We start from the raw sequence: 17,339 nt of genomic DNA on the forward strand, positions 1-17,339 counted from the left end.
GATTGAAAATAAACTCAATAATCGACCTCGTAAAAGACTTGGATACCTCACGCCAAACGAAAAATTTAAACAAATTATTAATCAGAATTCTGTTGCATTTGCAAGTTGAATTCAGCAGAACCCGCTCACGAGGTTCACCGGAATTATAACACCCGGTCAAAGCCAATAAGAGCAGGATAGCAGGAATTATTCTTTTCATATTATTTACGTAGTAGCACATTTGATAGTCTATTAATCTTTTTTCTTCGTTTTTCCTGCCCGGTAATTGATTACAACCAATAACGCCAGTACCACGACAAAAATGATAGCCGAAAGCGGGCGAAGTTCCGGGGTCAAACCTCCCTTGCGGGCATCGGCGTAGATATAAGTAGAAAGCGTTTCCAAACCTTGATTACCGATAGTGAATACAGTTACGGCAAAATCATCAATGGATAGTGTCAGTGCAAGCATAAAGCCGCTAATCATTCCCGGACGAATCTCCGGAATTATGACTTTCCACAAGGCCTGCATAGGAGTAGCTCCTAAATCGAGGGCAGCTTCATAAATATTCGGATTCATCTGCTTCAAACGGGGCAATACACTTAAAACAACGTACGGGGTACAAAAAGTAATATGAGCAAGCACTACGGTTGTGTAGCCTTGTGTGATCCCCAGAGATACAAACAAAAGGAACAAGGATATACCGGTGATAATATCACCATTCAGAATAGGAATGCTGTTCACAAATCCGATCGCTTTGCGTGAACGGGCTTTCAGATTGAATATACCGATAGCAGCGATGCTTCCTAATAACGTAGATGCTGTTGCAGCCAGTAGAGCGATAGTGATCGTATTAATCAATGCATTCATCAAAGAATGATGAGCACCGGTAGTGAATAACGAAGAATAAAGTTTGGTAGAAAATCCCGTCCAGTTACCCAACACTTTCGCCTCTGTAAATGAGTAGATCACAATAATCACGATCGGAGAATAAAGCAAGAGCAGCAATATCCACAAATAAGTCTGTGCAAATATCTTCTTTACCATAGCCCGCCTCCTTCATTTGAGTTTTCCTTATCATCGGTGCTGAACAGGGAAGTAGCAGCTATCAATAGCAACATAATGAGCGAAAGTGCCGCTCCATAGTTCCACATACTGTTATTGATATTTTCCTGAATCGTCGTACCAAAGAGTTTGATGTTATTCATCGTCAGCAACTCGGCAATGGCAAATGTCGATATAGTCGGCATGAACACCATCATGATACCACTCATCACCCCCGGCATGGAAAGCGGAAGGACTGCTTTCAGAAAGACTTGCACAGGATTGGCTCCCAAGTCTTGCGCCGCCTCGATATAGCTATGATCCATCTTCTGCAAAGTATTGTAGATAGGATAAATCATGAAAGGGATAAAGTTGTATACCATACCGAATATCAACGCTCCCTCGCCCAACGGCACACTGAAAAAGTCGAATAAGGCAACAGTGGCAAGGGTACGCACCAGAATATTTACCCACATCGGCAAAATAAACAGTACGACCATCGTCTTGGAACGGTTCAGCTTGCTGTTACTCAATATCCAGGCAGCAGGATAACCCAATAAAATACAAACAAGGGTGGTAATAATGGCAATACCAATCGAATAGACAAAGGTATTGATTGCTTCGGGATGTTCGAAGAACTTCTGAAAATTGGCGAGTGTCAAATGGCCGCTATCATCGGTAAAGGCATATACGACAATTAAGAACAACGGTATAATCACAAAGATCGCCGAAAAAATAATGTAAGGGAGAGTCCAACTCTTACGTGATGACAAAAAGACTATAAACCTCTTATTCACTTCCTTTCCTGTTAATCGGTTATTTTAACTATACGAATAGCATCTGGAGGGATGGTAATACCTACACGGTCACCGTCATCCCATACATCGTTCGTATCTACAAATACATTCTCGTCCCAATCTGACAATACAGTCAGATGATAATGGTCACCCTTGTAAAGGATGAATTTCACCTCGCCCGTCAGCGTTCCGTCTTCTTCATTATCCTGAAGAATCACTTTTTCAAAGTCTACTTCCACTTTGACATTCGTATCGAAAGCGATTCCTTCCACCGGAACACATTCAAAGTTACAGCCCAGGAATTCCACATGAGTAGCATCCAGCAATTTTCCTTCGAATGTATTGCAAACACGCTCTTTCTTCATAATATGAATATCGAAAGGCTTCACCAACAGACCGACTTCAGCCCCTACTTCAAAATGATGGTAATCCTGCACCAAGAATTCATATCCGCCGCACAACACCGTCATTTCATAATGCACTCCTTTAAAAATAGAAGTCTCTACCACTCCTACTAACTGTGCCATTTCCGAAACGGGGAAAATATAAAGATCCTCCGGACGAATGACTACGTCCACCGGAACATTCTCGCCAAATCCTTCATCCACACATTCAAACTCCGTACCGCAAAAACGTACGAGTTTATCATGAATCATGGTACCGTTGAGGATATTGCTTTCTCCGATAAAGTCCGCAACAAAAGCATTGATAGGTTCATTATAAATATCAATCGGCGTACCGATCTGCTGAATCTTTCCTTCACTCATCACGACAATCGTGTCACTTAACGTAAGTGCCTCCTCCTGATCGTGAGTGACGTACACAAACGTGATTCCCAAAGATTTATGCATTTCTTTGAGCTCCATTTGCATATCCTTACGCATTTTCAGATCGAGCGCTGCCAGCGGTTCATCCAACAACAACACTTCCGGCTCATTCACGATGGCGCGGGCAATAGCTACACGTTGTTGCTGACCACCGGAAAGAGAATCCACATCGCGGTATTCATAATCCGTCATGCCTACCATTTTCAAAGCAGCTTTCACCTTCTTCTCAATGGTCTGTTTCGGTGTTTTTTTCAGTTTCAGGCCGAAAGCGATATTATCATACACATTCAAGTGCGGGAACAAGGCATATTTCTGGAATACCGTATTCACCGGACGCTTATGGGGAGGAGTTTGTGTTATTTCCATCCCCGAAATTCGGATTTCGCCTTCCGAAGCTGTCTGAAAACCAGCAATGAGACGCAACAACGTGGTTTTACCGCAACCGGAAGGACCAAGGATAGTCACAAACTCGCCCTTTTTCACGTTCAGAGTCACATCATCCAATGCTGTTTTATCGCCAAAGTACTTCGATACATGGCTCACCTCAATGATGGATTTATCTTCTTGCATATTCATACTAAAGTTTGGGCTGCAAAGGTACACATTTCTGCGGTTTCCACCTACGTGTTAATCTAATATAACAGTGTTTTTCGATGCCCGACAGAAAAAAAATCTATCTTTGCATAAATATTTATTCACCAATTTTACAAAAGCATGAAAAAGTTTACTTATTTAGTTATTGCAACGGCAGCGTTAAGCATGGTAGCTTGTACTGGCGGAAACAAAGCCGGATACACTATTACAGGTACAGTAGAAGGTGCAAGCGATGGTGACACCGTTTATCTTCAGGAAGCCAATGGTAGAAATCTGACCAAACTAGATACAGCCGTTATCACCAAAGGTACTTTTACCTTTGAAGGCACACAAGATTCTGTGGTTAGCCGTTATGTCACTTGTGAAGTGAACGGAGAACCGTTGATGATCGACTTCTTCCTGGAAAACGGAAAAATCAACGTTGCCCTGACCAAGGATAATGACGCTGTTACCGGTACTCCCAACAACGATGCATACCAGGAAATCAGAGCTCAAATCAATGACATCAGCAAAAAAATGAATGCCATTTATGAGGCAATGGGTAATACATCTTTAAGTGATGAGCAGAAAGAGGCCAAACAAAAAGAAGGTGCTCAGCTGGAAGAACAATATGACAAAGCAATCAAAGAAGGCGTACAAAAGAATATCACCAACCCGGTTGGAGTATTCTTGTTTAAACAAACTTTCTACAATAACTCTACGGACGAAAATGAGGCTTTGTTGCAACAAATTCCTGCTAATTTCCAGAATGACGAAACAATCGTAAGAATCAAAGAGATGACTGACAAGCAGAAAAAGACTGCTGTAGGTACTCAATTTGTTGATTTCGAAATGCAGACTCCGGAAGGAAAGACAGTGAAATTGTCTGATTATGTAGGCAAAGGAAAAGTAGTATTGGTTGACTTCTGGGCTAGCTGGTGCGGTCCTTGCCGTCGCGAAATGCCTAACCTGGTAGAAACATACGCTAAGTACAAAGGCAAAAACTTCGAAATCGTAGGTGTATCTCTCGATCAGGATGGTGCTGCATGGAAAGAAGCAATCAAGAAGCTAGACATGACTTGGCCGCAAATGTCCGACCTGAAATTCTGGCAAAGTGAAGGTGCACAGCTTTATGCTGTAAACAGCATTCCTCACACTGTATTGATCGACGGTAGCGGTAAGATTATTGCTCGCGGTCTGCACGGAGAAGAACTTCAAGCTAAAATTGCAGAAGCTGTAAAATAACAAATCCAAAGAAAGGCTTTTCCAAAGGCCTTGAAATTTATACAAGACTGTCTCAAATAGAAAATGAGACAGTCTTTTTTATTTGCGAGACTTTACGCCTCACTCTCCAAACAGATAAAAAATTCAGCCCCTGTCATTCTCAAAGAATACAGGGGCTGAATGTATGTATGAAAGTGAGGGAAATATACTCCCCTACTTTTACTCAAGCAATTAGATAAACCAACGTACGTAGCAGAAGTCCTGACGGTGTGGAAGTTCCGGATTCTTCGGGAACATACGGTAAGACACCTTGAAACTACCTGCATTTGACAAGCTGTGTTTAACCTGGAATGTATACAAGTCGCCTTCTTTCTTGACTACACTGAACGGTTCTACAGAATAAACATGTTGTTTTCCGTCTGCAGTTGTGTAAGTAGTAACCAATTCAAGTCCCACTGCATCATTCAAGCCTTTTTCATCGATAACGTAAGTAATAGTATATTCTTTTCCGCTTTCGATATCACCATTCTTCAGCTCTTCTACCTTGTCACAAGATACGATTTCAATAGAATCCCATTTAGCAACCACATCTTCTTTCCAAGCTGCGATTTCTTTTGCTTTTGCATTATCGTTAGCAGCCAAAGTCTGGAAACGTTTTGCCAGTTTGCAATAGAACTTGCTATAGTAATCATCCAACTGACGCTTCATGGTATAATGAGGAGCAATCTGTGCGATAGAATTCTTCACCACTTTGATCCAGCCTTCAGAATATCCCTTCTTATTACGTGCATAATACAACGGAAGGATTTCAGTTTCAAGAATACTGTAAATAGTAGCAGCATCCAGCTGATCCTGATGTTCCTGATTCTGGTAAGTACGTTTTTCAGTCAACGCCCAACCTGCACCTTCACGGTAACCTTCCAGCCACCATCCGTCTAATACGGAGAAATTGACAACACCGTTCATCAAAGCTTTTTCACCAGATGTACCGGATGCTTCCAACGGACGAGTCGGAGTATTCAACCAGATATCAACGCCGGAAACCAGACGACGAGCCAGTTGCATATCGTAATTCTCGAGGAAGATAATCTTACCCAGGAATTCCGGACGACGAGAGATTTCAATGATACGCTTAATCAAGCCCTGGCCTGCTCCATCGTGCGGGTGAGCTTTACCTGTAAACAGGAATTGTACCGGATAATCAGGATTGTTCACGATCTTAGAAAGACGATCCAAGTCGGTGAACAGCAAGTGTGCACGTTTGTAAGTAGCAAAACGACGGCCGAAACCAATCAGCAATGCGTTCGGATTGATCTTATCCATCAGTGAAACGATACGAGAAGGATCTCCCTGGTTCTTCAACCATGTATCGCGGAATGACTTACGGATATAGTCAACCAACTTATTCTTCATAGTCATACGAGTCTTCCAAATCTCTTCATCGGGCACATTGTAGATAGCTTCCCAAATCTTAGGATTAGACTGATCGAACCAGAAGTTTTCGTTGAAATATTTAAAGTATAATTCTTTCCATTCTGTTGCACTCCAAGTTGGGAAGTGAACACCATTCGTTACATATCCTACGTGGCTTTCTTCCGGGAAATAACCTTTCCAGATAGAAGAGAACATTTCTTGAGAAACTTTTCCGTGCAGCCAGCTTACACCGTTCACTTCCTGTGAAGTGTTACAAGCAAAAACAGACATACAGAAACGTTCGCCCTTGTCGCCCGGATTGTTACGTCCTAGATCCATCAAGTCATCCCATGAGATACCCATTCTGGAAGGATAACCACCCATATATTTGCCGAACAAACCTTCGTCAAAATAGTCGTGACCTGCAGGCACCGGAGTATGAACAGTATAAAGAGAAGAAGCGCGAACCAACTCAATAGCCTGGTCGAAAGTCAATCCAGTAGCTACATAGTCGCAGATACGCTGAACATTAATCAATGCAGCATGTCCTTCATTACAGTGATAAACATCTTTCTTGATACCCAGAGCTTTCAGAGTCAGGATACCACCGATACCCAACAAGATTTCCTGTTTCAAACGGTTTTCCCAGTCACCACCATAAAGCTGGTGAGTGATAGGACGGTCGAATTCGCTGTTCATTTCATTATCCGTATCAAGCAGATACAAAGAAATACGTCCAACATTCACACGCCATACGTTTGCATGAACAAAATAATCAAGATAAGGAACGTCAACTATCAACGGCTGACCATTGGCATCCATTACGCGTTCAATAGGAAGTTGACCGAAGTTCTGTGCCTCGTAGTTGGCAATCTGCTGTCCATCCATAGACAACGTTTGAGTAAAGTAGCCGTAACGATACAAGAAACCTACCGCACACAAATCAACATTGCTGTCGGAAGCCTCTTTCAGATAGTCACCAGCCAATACGCCCAGACCACCGGAATATATTTTCAGGACGCTGCTCAAGCCATATTCCATGCTGAAATAAGCTATAGATGGGCGTTGCTCATCCGGCTTCACATCCATGTAATCTCTGAATTTCGTATAAACTTCATTCATTCTTCTTAGAATCACCTTGTCTTTTGCCAGCGCTTCCAGCTTCTCATAGCTCATACGTTCCAACAACAGTACTGGATTCTGTCCACATTCTTTCCAAAGTTCCGGATCTAGATCTCTAAACAGTTCAGTCGCTTCAAAATTCCATGCCCACCAAATGTTGCGTGCGATTTCAGACAACTTCTCCAACTCTTCCGGTATACGTGATTTCACAGTAACCTCTTTCCAGTTGGGAGTATTCACATTACTAACTTTGATTTTCATAATGTTTTCGTTTACTTATTGATAAATAATTTCTTTCTTAACTCAACTGACGTATCCTTGCCTTACGCAAAGCGATATCATAAGCTTCATAATAATATTGTATAAAGTGCTTCCATAAAGCCTGCTCTGCAACTTCAGCAGCACGCTTACGGATTTCCTTCACCTCTTTATCAGTCTTATCCGCAAACAACGTAATCGTATCTTTGATACCATCCGCCACTTCCGAATAATTATAGTCCGAACGATGCAGCACTTCCACTCCATCATTAATGCCATGCTGGTTCTTCAGGCTGTTTACCCAAAGTCCGAATCCTGCCAGATCCGTAGTGATTGTCGGCACATGGAAAGCTACACTTTCCAGCGGAGTATATCCCCACGGTTCGTAATAAGAAGCATAGACACTCAAATCCTGCCCCAGCAATATATCATAATATTCTTTATTCATGATACCATCACGACCATCCAGATAACAAGGAACAAAAATCACCTTTACCTTATCTTCCGGACGATTGCCCATTCCCAGATATTTCAACATGTCCAACACCTGGTCATGAGTCATATTATGCAGCCAATGAGTGATAAACGGTACTTCGAGGGGAGTGTCGAACTTATCTTTGCTCTTCAAACGTGCCTGCAAATCCTCGCGAGGCTCTCCCACCCAACCGGGTACATTGATGAATGCCAACACATTCTTATGTAGTTTCTTATCCCTGTTCAAGCGGTTTAATGATTCCAAAAAAACATCAATACCTTTATTCTTAAACTCATATCGCCCACTGGTTCCGACAATTAACGTATCATCACCCAGATTTGTTCCCAATAATTTATTGGCAACACTAAGCATCAAGGTACGTGCGCGCTTACGCTTGCCGGTAAACGTGCTTCCTTTCGGCACAAAATCATCTTCAAAACCGTTCATCAGAACAACATCTGCCGGTTTATCCAGTAATTCCTTGCATTCATTATTGGTTATTTCACTCACCGTAGTAAAACAGTCTACATAATGTGCAGTCTGTTTCTCAATCGAGTGTTTCGATTGCATGTTCAGTTCCTGTGCCATCTGGTCGCCATTATAAGCAAACAGATAGTCATACAACGGCTTATTATTGCCGGCAATGGAACGACCGATAGACGTAGCATGGGTCGTAAAAATAGTAGCAACCTCCGGCACAGCTTCCTGTACATAAAGTGCTCCCATTCCAGTCATCCATTCATGTGCCTGATATACCACCTTATCCGTTTCCGTCAGGTTGTAGCGATAGAAACTCTCCACCACTCTTCCTGCGGCATAGGAAAACATAGAAGCCTCGTCGTAATCGCCATAGGCGTGCAACGAATCTACTTGATAACGATTCCACATTTCTGTGTATATATCGTCTTTCTTTTCAAAAAAAGGTTGGAAATCAACAAGAATGACTATGGGTTCACCGGGGATATTCCATCGTCCCACACGGACAGAAAGTTCGTCTTTCTCAAGCGCATGCTCTTTCCAGGCAGCACATAGGTTATCCGACTCGATGAACAGAGGGTTCTCCTTTCCTTGCCACACATCAGGACCTATGAAGAAAATTCTGTCGCGGAATTTTTCCTGTAATGTATTTGCCCGTGTCGACAAGACGGTATATATCCCTCCCACTTTATTACATACTTCCCAGCTGGACTCGAAGATATAATCGGGGGTTAATAAATCTTTTACCATATAATATATTAAAACTCTTTTTAGTATGCGAGTGCAAAAGTACACATTATTCTTTGAAAAATAATACTTTATACAAAAAATATGAGTTAAGAAGAGGAAAGAAACGTTGTCTAACAATGAAAAAAGAATATCCCCTTGCACATGCAAAGCAGCATGTACAAGGGGATTGAAAGTCCTTTATAGGAAATATTCTTGCTAAAAATTATGCAACGAGTGCGCTACCAATCAAGAAGGTTGCAGCCAAAGCAACGATTGCATAGAGTTCGGGGAATACGGCAAGAATCAACGTATTGCTAAATACATTGTGTCCCTGTCCGATTGCTGCGATACCGTTTGCACAAACTTGTCCCTGACGGATAGCGGAGAATAAAGCAACCAATCCCAGAGCAATACCTGCACCAAGCACTGCTGATGCCTGGATAGGTGTAATTTCAGGAGTCAAAATACCGAAGATTGTCTGAAACATGAAATAACCTGCAAAACCATAAAGACCCTGTGTACCCGGAAGAGCTGTCAATACCAGGAAGTTACCGAATGCACTATCATTCTTCTTCAATGCTCCGATAGCAGCATTACCTGCAATAGTTACTCCGTAAGCACTACCGATGCCCGACAAACCAACCATAATCGCGATGCCAATGTAGGCGATAAACAAATTCATTTCCATAATCTTATTCTATTTTTTATTGTTTAATTCTTAAAATATTAATTCTCAATTTCTAATTCTTAATCTTCAAATTTTCAATTTCTGAACGGTTTGTACTCTTTACCGCCTCCTTCATATCCGGAGTTCTTAAAGAACTCAACGAACGTCAGACGCATCGGGTGAACCATTGCACCCAGCACATTCATAAAGATATTGATGGCATGACCGATAACGAAAATCAGTACCATAACAATCGGGCCTGCTATTACATTATCCGGACTCATACCTACTGCCAGGCTGTTGAATACTCCCGCCAAAATACCTCCGGAAAGTCCGAGGGCAAACAGACGAACGTAAGACAATACATCGCCAAGCAAACCGGTGACCATATTATATGAATCCCATAATCCCAGTCCGATATTCAGGAAAACATTCTTTCCCGGACTGTTATAAAGGAAGATCATAGCAGCCGAAACACCCAGAATAACCAAATGCACTGTACTTCCCATCGGCATTACCTCCGGCAACAAAGCCGAAACTGCCATGGAAACCAGCAGGATGATCCATCCGATAGTTGCCACTGCATATTTGAAACCAAACTGAATAGTCTGATTCACCGCCTTCAACACCATACCGAATAGTATCTGAATAGCTCCCAATATCAACGATAATTGGAACATATCATTGTTATCCATCAAGACGGCATGTTTCAGACGTTGAACAATCGGCCAGTTCAAATCGTAGATATTCGCTCCGAAGAACGTACCTGTCAGCAAACCGCAGAAGAATGTTGAAGCAGCCAATACCTGTATCAATGAAATGATCGACTTCATTGACGGAGTCACTTTCTTCGCCATCAACCGATAGGCCGTAGCTCCCAGAAACAGGAACACCCCATATCCGGAATCTCCCAGACAAAGTCCGAAAAAGACCATAAAGAACGGGGCAAAGAACGGAGTCAAGTCCAATTCATTATACTTCGGAAGCATATACAACTTACAGATCGGTTCGAACCAGGCAAAGAATCCCTTATTATTCAATCGAATAGGAACATTATCGCCCGGCATCGGATCGGTAATCTCATAATATACATGTGCGTCATTCAAGTAAGCCTCTATTTCCACTTGACTGAATGCAGGTGCCCATCCTTCAATTAACATCAGTTTGTCACCGGCAGTCTGTTCGGAACTTAACACCACCTTAGAGAACTCAATCTGGCTTTGCAACTCTTTCAGAGCAGCCTTCAAGGAAGGAATTTCTGTTTCGGAAAACGTAACCAGCTTCTTTTCATTCTCTTCAACGGCCTGTTCGGTCGTATTGTAAAGCGTTTCAAGGTGTGCCAAAGAGTATGCAGGTAATTTCGCCTGTTCTACATCCAAATCCACTTCCTGCCCGCCTTTCGTCAGAGTCACGAAGAATACTTTAGAAGAGATACGGTTCACAATCATTGCATTGTATTCCGTTTCCCACTCTTCCTTGTAATTTCCTTCCGAACAGCTATAAAAACCGATTACATAACCGGCATTTTTCAGCTTCTGAACATTATCCGGTTCAAAGTTACCCCAGGCTTCCAGCGCTTCTTTCTCTTTGGCATAGCTTTGCAACTGCTGCGACAGCTTTCCATGCTCTGTTTGCAGGGCATCCACTTCGTCCAGCACTTGTATACCACGGGCAGCCGTTCCACCTTCCGTAGCAATTACAGCATTCTTTTCATGCTTCTGATTCTGAAGCAACTTCAAGGTAGCCGCCAAGCGATTGGAAAGACGAATATTCTCCTGCAACTCCGTGTTATCAGCAGCCCCCTGTTGTTTCTCCACAATATGGACTACCCCAAGTTCACGCAGACTGTTCAGGAATTCTTCATACTCTTTGTGATAAACCAGGAATGTGAGTTTCTTCATTTTTGTAATCATGCCTCTACCTCCTTCCTTTTTTCTTGATGGGACTTCATGATCTTTTGCGAAGATTTCGACAAGTTTTCTTCATCTTCCATGAATCGTTTGATCTTTCGTAATGCATCCTGATAACCCGGTATCTGCACCTTCTCAAAAAGGTTCACCTTTTGAGTGGTCTTTTTCCTTGCATGTTCTAACAAGTTCAGCTTGGCGAGCATAAATTCACGTTCAATTGCCGTATGAGCCAGCTCTTCCAATAGATGGATACCGTCGGCATACCATTTGGGAGCATTAAACATACTGTACGGACGTATCTCGAATTCTACATTCTCGAGCAACGGTACGCGCACACCCGCAATCTTTTTCACGCCAAGATGAACATCATTCACCTTTATTAATGAAGCGTCAAACTCATTCCAAAGGGCGAACATGGCTTCATAGGCTTGAATTTGTTGTTCGAGCCTATCCTCCAGATCGGCAGCTTCCGTTTTACAGCGTTTCACTTCCATGCGGAGGGCGCTTTCCTTATTCTTAATGATAGGAAGCGTACGCACCCGCACTTTCAGTTGCTTTTCGAGCTGCTGAAGAGAGGTTTTGTTATATTGAAACTTTATAGCCATCTCGTTGATTTACTAATTTAACAATTTACGACCAGACGATTGAAATTACTTCTTATAAACATATATAATCCGTCCACTATCATCCTAATAGCAAATCGTCTAATTGTCTAATTATTTTGTTTCGGCCAGTATTGATCCACCAAGTCTTTCTTGATATTCACTTCTTCCGGACGGAAATATTTACCGAACAAGCCCCAGGCAACGTCCAGCATTTCAGTAGTATCAAGATTGACATCAATAGCCAACAACTGATTGGAATAGTCCTTCGCAAAAGCCAACGTACGTTCGTCGTAGTTGGTCAGGTCGAAACCATTTTCCATCTTCGTCTTAGCGTTAGCGGCATCGGCATACAGACGTACAGCGGCATTCATCACTTGCGGATGGTCCTTACGTGTCTTCTTACCGGTTACCAGCTGTTTCAAACGGGACAATGAACGGAACGGGTCAACAATTACCTTACCGATATCACTATCACGACGCAGGAACAACTGACCTTCAGTGATGTAACCCGTATTATCAGGTACAGCATGCGTAATATCTCCACCAGACAAAGTAGTCACCGCAATAATAGTGATTGAACCACCGGAAGGGAACTGCACCGCCTTTTCGTAAATCTTTGCCAAATCCGAATAAAGCGATCCCGGCATAGAGTCTTTCGAAGGAATCTGGTCCATACGGTTAGATACGATTGCCAACGCATCCGCATAGCTCGTCATATCCGTCAATAGCACCAGCACTTTCTCATTATTATTTACTGCAAAATACTCTGCAGCAGTCAATGCCATGTCCGGAATCAACAAACGTTCTACCGGAGGATTTTCGGTCGTATTCATGAAACTCACGATACGGTCCAGCGCACCTGCATTAGAGAACACATTCTTAAAGTACAGGTAGTCGTCATTCGTCATACCCATACCTCCGAGGATAATCTTATCCGTTTCAGCACGTAAGGCTACATTTGCCATTACCTGATTAAAAGGCTGGTCGGGGTCGGCAAAGAACGGAATCTTCTGACCCGATACCAGTGTATTGTTCAAGTCGATACCGGCAATACCCGTTGCAATCAGTTCCGACGGCTGTTTACGTCGAACCGGGTTCACAGACGGACCGCCAATTTCCACTTCCTGTCCTTCAATGTCCGGACCTCCATCAATCGGATCACCGAAAGCGTTGAAGAAACGTCCGGCCAGCTGCTCACTCACTTTCAATGTAGGCGATTTGCCGAGGAATACTACTTCGGCATTGGTCGGAATACCCTCCGTACCTTCAAATACCTGCAAAGTGACATCGTCACCGGCAATCTTAACCACCTGTGCCAGTTTACCGTCCACAGTGGCAAGCTCGTCATACCCTACTCCTGTCGCTTTCAGCGAACAAGTAGCCTTGGTAATCTGAGTAATCTTGGTATATATCTTTTGAAAAGCTTTTGTTGCCATCTTTGATAATTAAAATTATAAATTAAAGATTATGAATTGACACTTCTTTCGGCAATCAATTCCTTCAGTTGTTTCTGGAATCCTTCATACTGTTCCGATTTGAACTTCGAGTAGTTCATCTGCTTACAGACATTAATCATCTTCTTGAAGTAATCCATTACTTCGTTGAAGTTATCAAAGTCAAATTCCGTATGACAGATGTCGATTATCATGTTCAGAATATCTTCCTGACGTTCCATCGGAGTTACCGCATCAATTTCATCAAAAGCATCCTGTTGCAGAATAACAAAGTCAATCAATTCTGATTTCCAGAAAATCACATGATATTCTACCGGTACACCATCATCACCGAGGATATTGATCTGTTCGGCAATTTCCTTACCGCGCTGTAAACGGGTTTTCAGTTCGTTTACCTTTCCAATCCATTCATCGTTGATATGACCTTTGATATACTCCTCAAATTCCGGGTATTCGATATATTTTGAATAAGAATCAATCGGATTCACTGCCGGATAACGTTTCTTATCCGCACGATCCTGTTCCAAAGCATAAAAACAACGGGCTACTTTCTTCGTATTTTCAGTCACCGGCTCCTTCAAGTTACCACCCGCAGGAGATACCGTACCGATAAACGTAATAGAACCCGTTTCGTCATTACTTAGTTTTACATATCCCGCACGACCGTAGAAGTTGGAGATAATAGCCGAAATATCCATCGGGAAAGCATCCGGCCCAGGCAATTCTTCCATACGGTTGGACATCTCACGCAAAGCCTGTGCCCAACGGGAAGTAGAATCTGCCATCAACAAGACTTTCAATCCCATGGAACGGTAATATTCCGCCAGTGTCATTGCTGTATATACAGATGCTTCACGGGCAGCTACCGGCATGTTGGAAGTATTCGCAATGATGATAGTACGTTCCATCAACTTACGTCCCGTATGCGGGTCTACCAGTTCGGGGAACTCGGTAAAGATTTCCACCACCTCATTGGCACGTTCACCACAAGCCGCAATGATAACGATATCCGCTTCCGCCTGTTTAGAGATAGCGTGCTGAAGCACTGTTTTACCAGTACCGAACGGACCGGGGATAAATCCTGTACCACCTTCCACAATCGGATTCAGCGTATCAATCACACGTACACCAGTCTCCAATAATTTGAAAGGACGCGGTTTCTCCTTATAATTCGTCATCGCACGTTTCACGGGCCATCTCTGAATCATAGTCACAGGAATATCATTTCCTTCTTCGTCTGTCAGGATGGCAATTGTATCTTCTATCTTATAATCACCTTCCGGCATGATTGTTTTTACGGTAGCCGTTCCTTTCATAGTGAACGGGGCCATAATTTTCAGCGGCTGGAAGTTTTCATCCACCTGTCCCAACCATGCAGAAGCCTGCACTTTGTCACCTACATTCGCTAAGGGTACGAAGTGCCATACACGTTCTTTATCCAACGGATATGTATATTGTCCTCTTTTCAGGAAAACTCCATCCATCTTGTCGAGGTCATTTTGCAGACCATCATAGTTTTTCGATAGCATACCCGGACCTAATGTCACCTCAAGCATGTGTCCTGTAAATTCGGCTTCGGCGCCCACTTTCAGTCCACGTGTGCTTTCAAACACCTGGACATATACATGTGAACCTACAACCTTAATCACCTCCGCCATCAACTTATCACCACCGGTCGAGATATAACAAATCTCATTCTGAGCTACCGGTCCGTCAACGACGAGGGTCACCATGTTGGCAATAACGCCACTAACAGTTCCTTTTGTTGCCATATATTTTTTTTATTTTATTATCTGAATTCTGCAGGAATCTGCACTTCGTTCTTCAGCGATTCGATAATGCTTCTGAACAACTGATTACCTCTTTCCTTATCCAGTGAAATCCACCGTTCAATCATTTCCAGCTTCAGCAGGAAAGCGAAAATACGTTCGATAGTGAAATAGTCGAAGAAAATAGCATCCTCCATCCAATTCCACCGCAAAGCATCCAACTTCTTCTCACGCTCCACCAGTTCTGTAATCTCACTGATTTTCACTAACGATTCAAACACATCCACCTCACCGGACAATCCGAAATCGCGGGCACTCGATGTACGCAATGCTTCGCATACTTCCGTATTTCCCACAACGTTGGAAGCAATATCCCATTTGAATTTACGGCTAGTAAATGCAACAAGAATATTATTGATGTTCAGGTTGAATTCAAACCAGGCAGAAACGAACTTATTCCCACAGTTCATCGCATACTCATAATATAGAGCAGCCAGATGATCCTCGTGTAAAACCGTACTTTCAGCCGGAGTATTCAGATAATCAGTAATAAAAGTGGATAGATAGACCGGAAATTCTTTAGGACTGATTTCTCCGCCTTCTCTCAGAATAGAAATATATTCAGAGAGTTCGTCAGCAGAGTAGTTTCCCCGTTTGTCGATTTCCGCTTCTTTATCTTTGAGAAGTTTCAGCACATTTGCATTATCAAACTTCAGATAAAACAAGTCAATCAACTTCTGGTCTGAAGCAGACAATCCATCGTAGATTTCAGTTTTAAAATCGGCTACTGTATAGCTCAGTTTGCTGTCTTCCAGCGAAAGTTCCGGCAAACCCGCTACCAAGTAATAGTACTTACTACTCATAGTCGCTTCTTTTAAAATAGCATTTCTACTAATTGAGGACGCAAGAACGCTTTGAAGTAATTCATGAATTCTTCTTCTCCGAAGTTCACCTTATACGAACCGTCCGCCGGAGAAACAGTGAACAGAGTTTTGATACCATTTACTTGCTGAATGGTCACCCCCTTGTCTAATAAAGCTTTTGCATGAGCTGCAAAATACTTTTTCAGTGATTCCGCATCGGCTGTTGAGATGACGATAGGTTCATCTATGCTCCATTTGGATGCCAATGCTACGATAAACGCATTCAGGTAATCTTTATCCTGAGCGAAATCTTTCACGGAAGCGGTTATCAACTTATCAGTTACCATTGTAGCGATTTCTGATTTGAGCGCATTCACAGCCTGACCGGCGAATAGTTTTAACTCTGATTTAGTATTTTCTGCTAACTCATCAGCAGATTTACGAGAGGAGTTTACAATTGATTCTGCCTCTTTTCGGGCATCCTCAATGATTTTCTTAGCTTCTTCCTGAGCATTCGCGATAAGTCTCTGCGCTTCCTCGTTTCCTTTTTCCACGCCTTCACGATAAATCTTATCGGTCAACTCTTGAATTTTGTTTTCCATATTAACAGGAGTATTTAGTATTATTACTATATTAACTATGTGTCCTTTGTCAGATTCTCGCCAAATTTACAAAAATCAATTTGATAAAAAAGAGAAAGAAGAAAAGAAAAAGATTTGTTTGCAAAAAAATCACAGTCCTACACCTATTTTATTCCGCTTTTTCCCCTTTTTTATTACTAAATGACACATTTACCGAATCTTTCAAGCCGGTAAACAAATATAAGGAATCTAAAAGACATTTGGAAATATGTATATACTTAAAACGACAAACAGGATACTAATACAAGATTAAATAACAAAAGCTATCGGTATTTCACCAAATTCATAGAAAACTAAAACTTCGGGGAGATCTATTCGACAATGACTTACCGGAAGACTGAAGATTGATAATTTTCGCAAAGTACCAAATGACAGAAGCCCCTTGACTCAAAATGAATCAAGGGGCTTCTTAAAAACGGCGGCTACCTACTCTCCCACTGTTACGCAGTACCATCGGCGTGACGAGGCTTAACTTCTCTGTTCGGAATGGGAAGAGGTGGAACCCTCGTGCT

The 17,339-nt window shown here is 42.4% G+C and carries 13 protein-coding genes, 1 rRNA gene and 2 pseudogenes; 2 read left to right on the forward strand and 14 right to left on the reverse strand.

What is annotated here, in order from left to right:
• Nucleotides 1-109, forward strand: a pseudogene (locus tag N5O98_RS25510) (IS30 family transposase); the annotation flags it as partial.
• 6 nt (nucleotides 110-115) lie between these two features.
• Here the strand turns inward: N5O98_RS25510 and N5O98_RS25515 are convergent.
• The 4 genes and pseudogenes from N5O98_RS25515 to potA form a co-directional block, all read right to left on the reverse strand.
• Nucleotides 116-199, reverse strand: a pseudogene (locus N5O98_RS25515) (lipoprotein); the annotation flags it as partial.
• Nucleotides 200-231: 32 nt separating this feature from the next.
• The gene (locus tag N5O98_RS25520; RefSeq protein WP_004297655.1) at nucleotides 232-1,026 is read right to left on the reverse strand and encodes an ABC transporter permease; all 795 of its coding nucleotides are present in this window, start codon (nucleotides 1,024-1,026) and stop codon (nucleotides 232-234) included.
• Nucleotides 1,020-1,820, reverse strand: a complete 801-nt coding sequence (locus N5O98_RS25525; protein ID WP_004308090.1) for an ABC transporter permease — start codon at nucleotides 1,818-1,820, stop codon at nucleotides 1,020-1,022. The genes N5O98_RS25520 and N5O98_RS25525 overlap by 7 nt, the downstream gene beginning before the upstream one ends.
• A gap of 11 nt (nucleotides 1,821-1,831) precedes the next feature.
• Complete coding sequence (gene potA, locus N5O98_RS25530; protein ID WP_004297652.1) at nucleotides 1,832-3,223, reverse strand: polyamine ABC transporter ATP-binding protein; 1,392 nt, start codon at nucleotides 3,221-3,223, stop codon at nucleotides 1,832-1,834.
• A gap of 138 nt (nucleotides 3,224-3,361) precedes the next feature.
• Here potA and N5O98_RS25535 point away from each other — a divergent pair, with 138 nt between their 5' ends.
• Complete coding sequence (locus tag N5O98_RS25535; RefSeq protein WP_004308092.1) at nucleotides 3,362-4,465, forward strand: TlpA disulfide reductase family protein; 1,104 nt, start codon at nucleotides 3,362-3,364, stop codon at nucleotides 4,463-4,465.
• A gap of 210 nt (nucleotides 4,466-4,675) precedes the next feature.
• Here the strand turns inward: N5O98_RS25535 and N5O98_RS25540 are convergent, their stop codons facing one another.
• From N5O98_RS25540 to rrf, 10 genes are all read right to left on the reverse strand, one after another.
• Nucleotides 4,676-7,240 (reverse strand): glycosyltransferase family 1 protein, encoded by a 2,565-nt coding sequence (locus N5O98_RS25540; RefSeq protein ID WP_004297649.1) that lies wholly within the window; start codon nucleotides 7,238-7,240, stop codon nucleotides 4,676-4,678.
• A gap of 37 nt (nucleotides 7,241-7,277) precedes the next feature.
• Nucleotides 7,278-8,939, reverse strand: coding sequence for a glycogen/starch synthase (locus N5O98_RS25545; protein WP_004297648.1), 1,662 nt, complete (start codon nucleotides 8,937-8,939; stop codon nucleotides 7,278-7,280).
• A gap of 202 nt (nucleotides 8,940-9,141) precedes the next feature.
• Entirely contained in the window at nucleotides 9,142-9,606 is a 465-nt protein-coding gene (locus N5O98_RS25550) for a V-type ATP synthase subunit K (protein WP_004297644.1), read from the reverse strand.
• A gap of 74 nt (nucleotides 9,607-9,680) precedes the next feature.
• Nucleotides 9,681-11,498, reverse strand: coding sequence for a V-type ATP synthase subunit I (locus N5O98_RS25555; RefSeq protein WP_004308093.1), 1,818 nt, complete (start codon nucleotides 11,496-11,498; stop codon nucleotides 9,681-9,683).
• A complete protein-coding gene (locus tag N5O98_RS25560; RefSeq protein WP_004297640.1) occupies nucleotides 11,495-12,100 on the reverse strand; it encodes a V-type ATP synthase subunit D in 606 nt (201 codons plus the stop codon). Before N5O98_RS25560 ends, N5O98_RS25555 begins: the two co-directional genes overlap by 4 nt.
• A 107-nt stretch (nucleotides 12,101-12,207) precedes the next feature.
• Entirely contained in the window at nucleotides 12,208-13,536 is a 1,329-nt protein-coding gene (locus N5O98_RS25565) for a V-type ATP synthase subunit B (protein WP_004297639.1), read from the reverse strand.
• Between the two features lie 29 nt (nucleotides 13,537-13,565).
• Nucleotides 13,566-15,326, reverse strand: a complete 1,761-nt coding sequence (locus N5O98_RS25570; protein ID WP_004303858.1) for a V-type ATP synthase subunit A — start codon at nucleotides 15,324-15,326, stop codon at nucleotides 13,566-13,568.
• Nucleotides 15,327-15,343: 17 nt separating this feature from the next.
• Nucleotides 15,344-16,186 carry a DUF2764 domain-containing protein gene (locus N5O98_RS25575; protein ID WP_004297637.1) on the reverse strand — a complete coding sequence of 281 codons (843 nt, stop codon included), beginning with the start codon at nucleotides 16,184-16,186 and terminating at the stop codon, nucleotides 15,344-15,346.
• An 11-nt stretch (nucleotides 16,187-16,197) separates the two neighbouring features.
• Nucleotides 16,198-16,788, reverse strand: coding sequence for a V-type ATP synthase subunit E family protein (locus N5O98_RS25580; protein ID WP_004297635.1), 591 nt, complete (start codon nucleotides 16,786-16,788; stop codon nucleotides 16,198-16,200).
• Nucleotides 16,789-17,240: 452 nt separating this feature from the next.
• Nucleotides 17,241-17,339, reverse strand: a 5S ribosomal RNA gene (rrf, locus tag N5O98_RS25585); the annotation flags it as partial.

Origin of the sequence: Bacteroides sp. LFL-34, assembly GCF_027257075.1 — a bacterium.
Classification (GTDB): domain Bacteria; phylum Bacteroidota; class Bacteroidia; order Bacteroidales; family Bacteroidaceae; genus Bacteroides; species Bacteroides ovatus.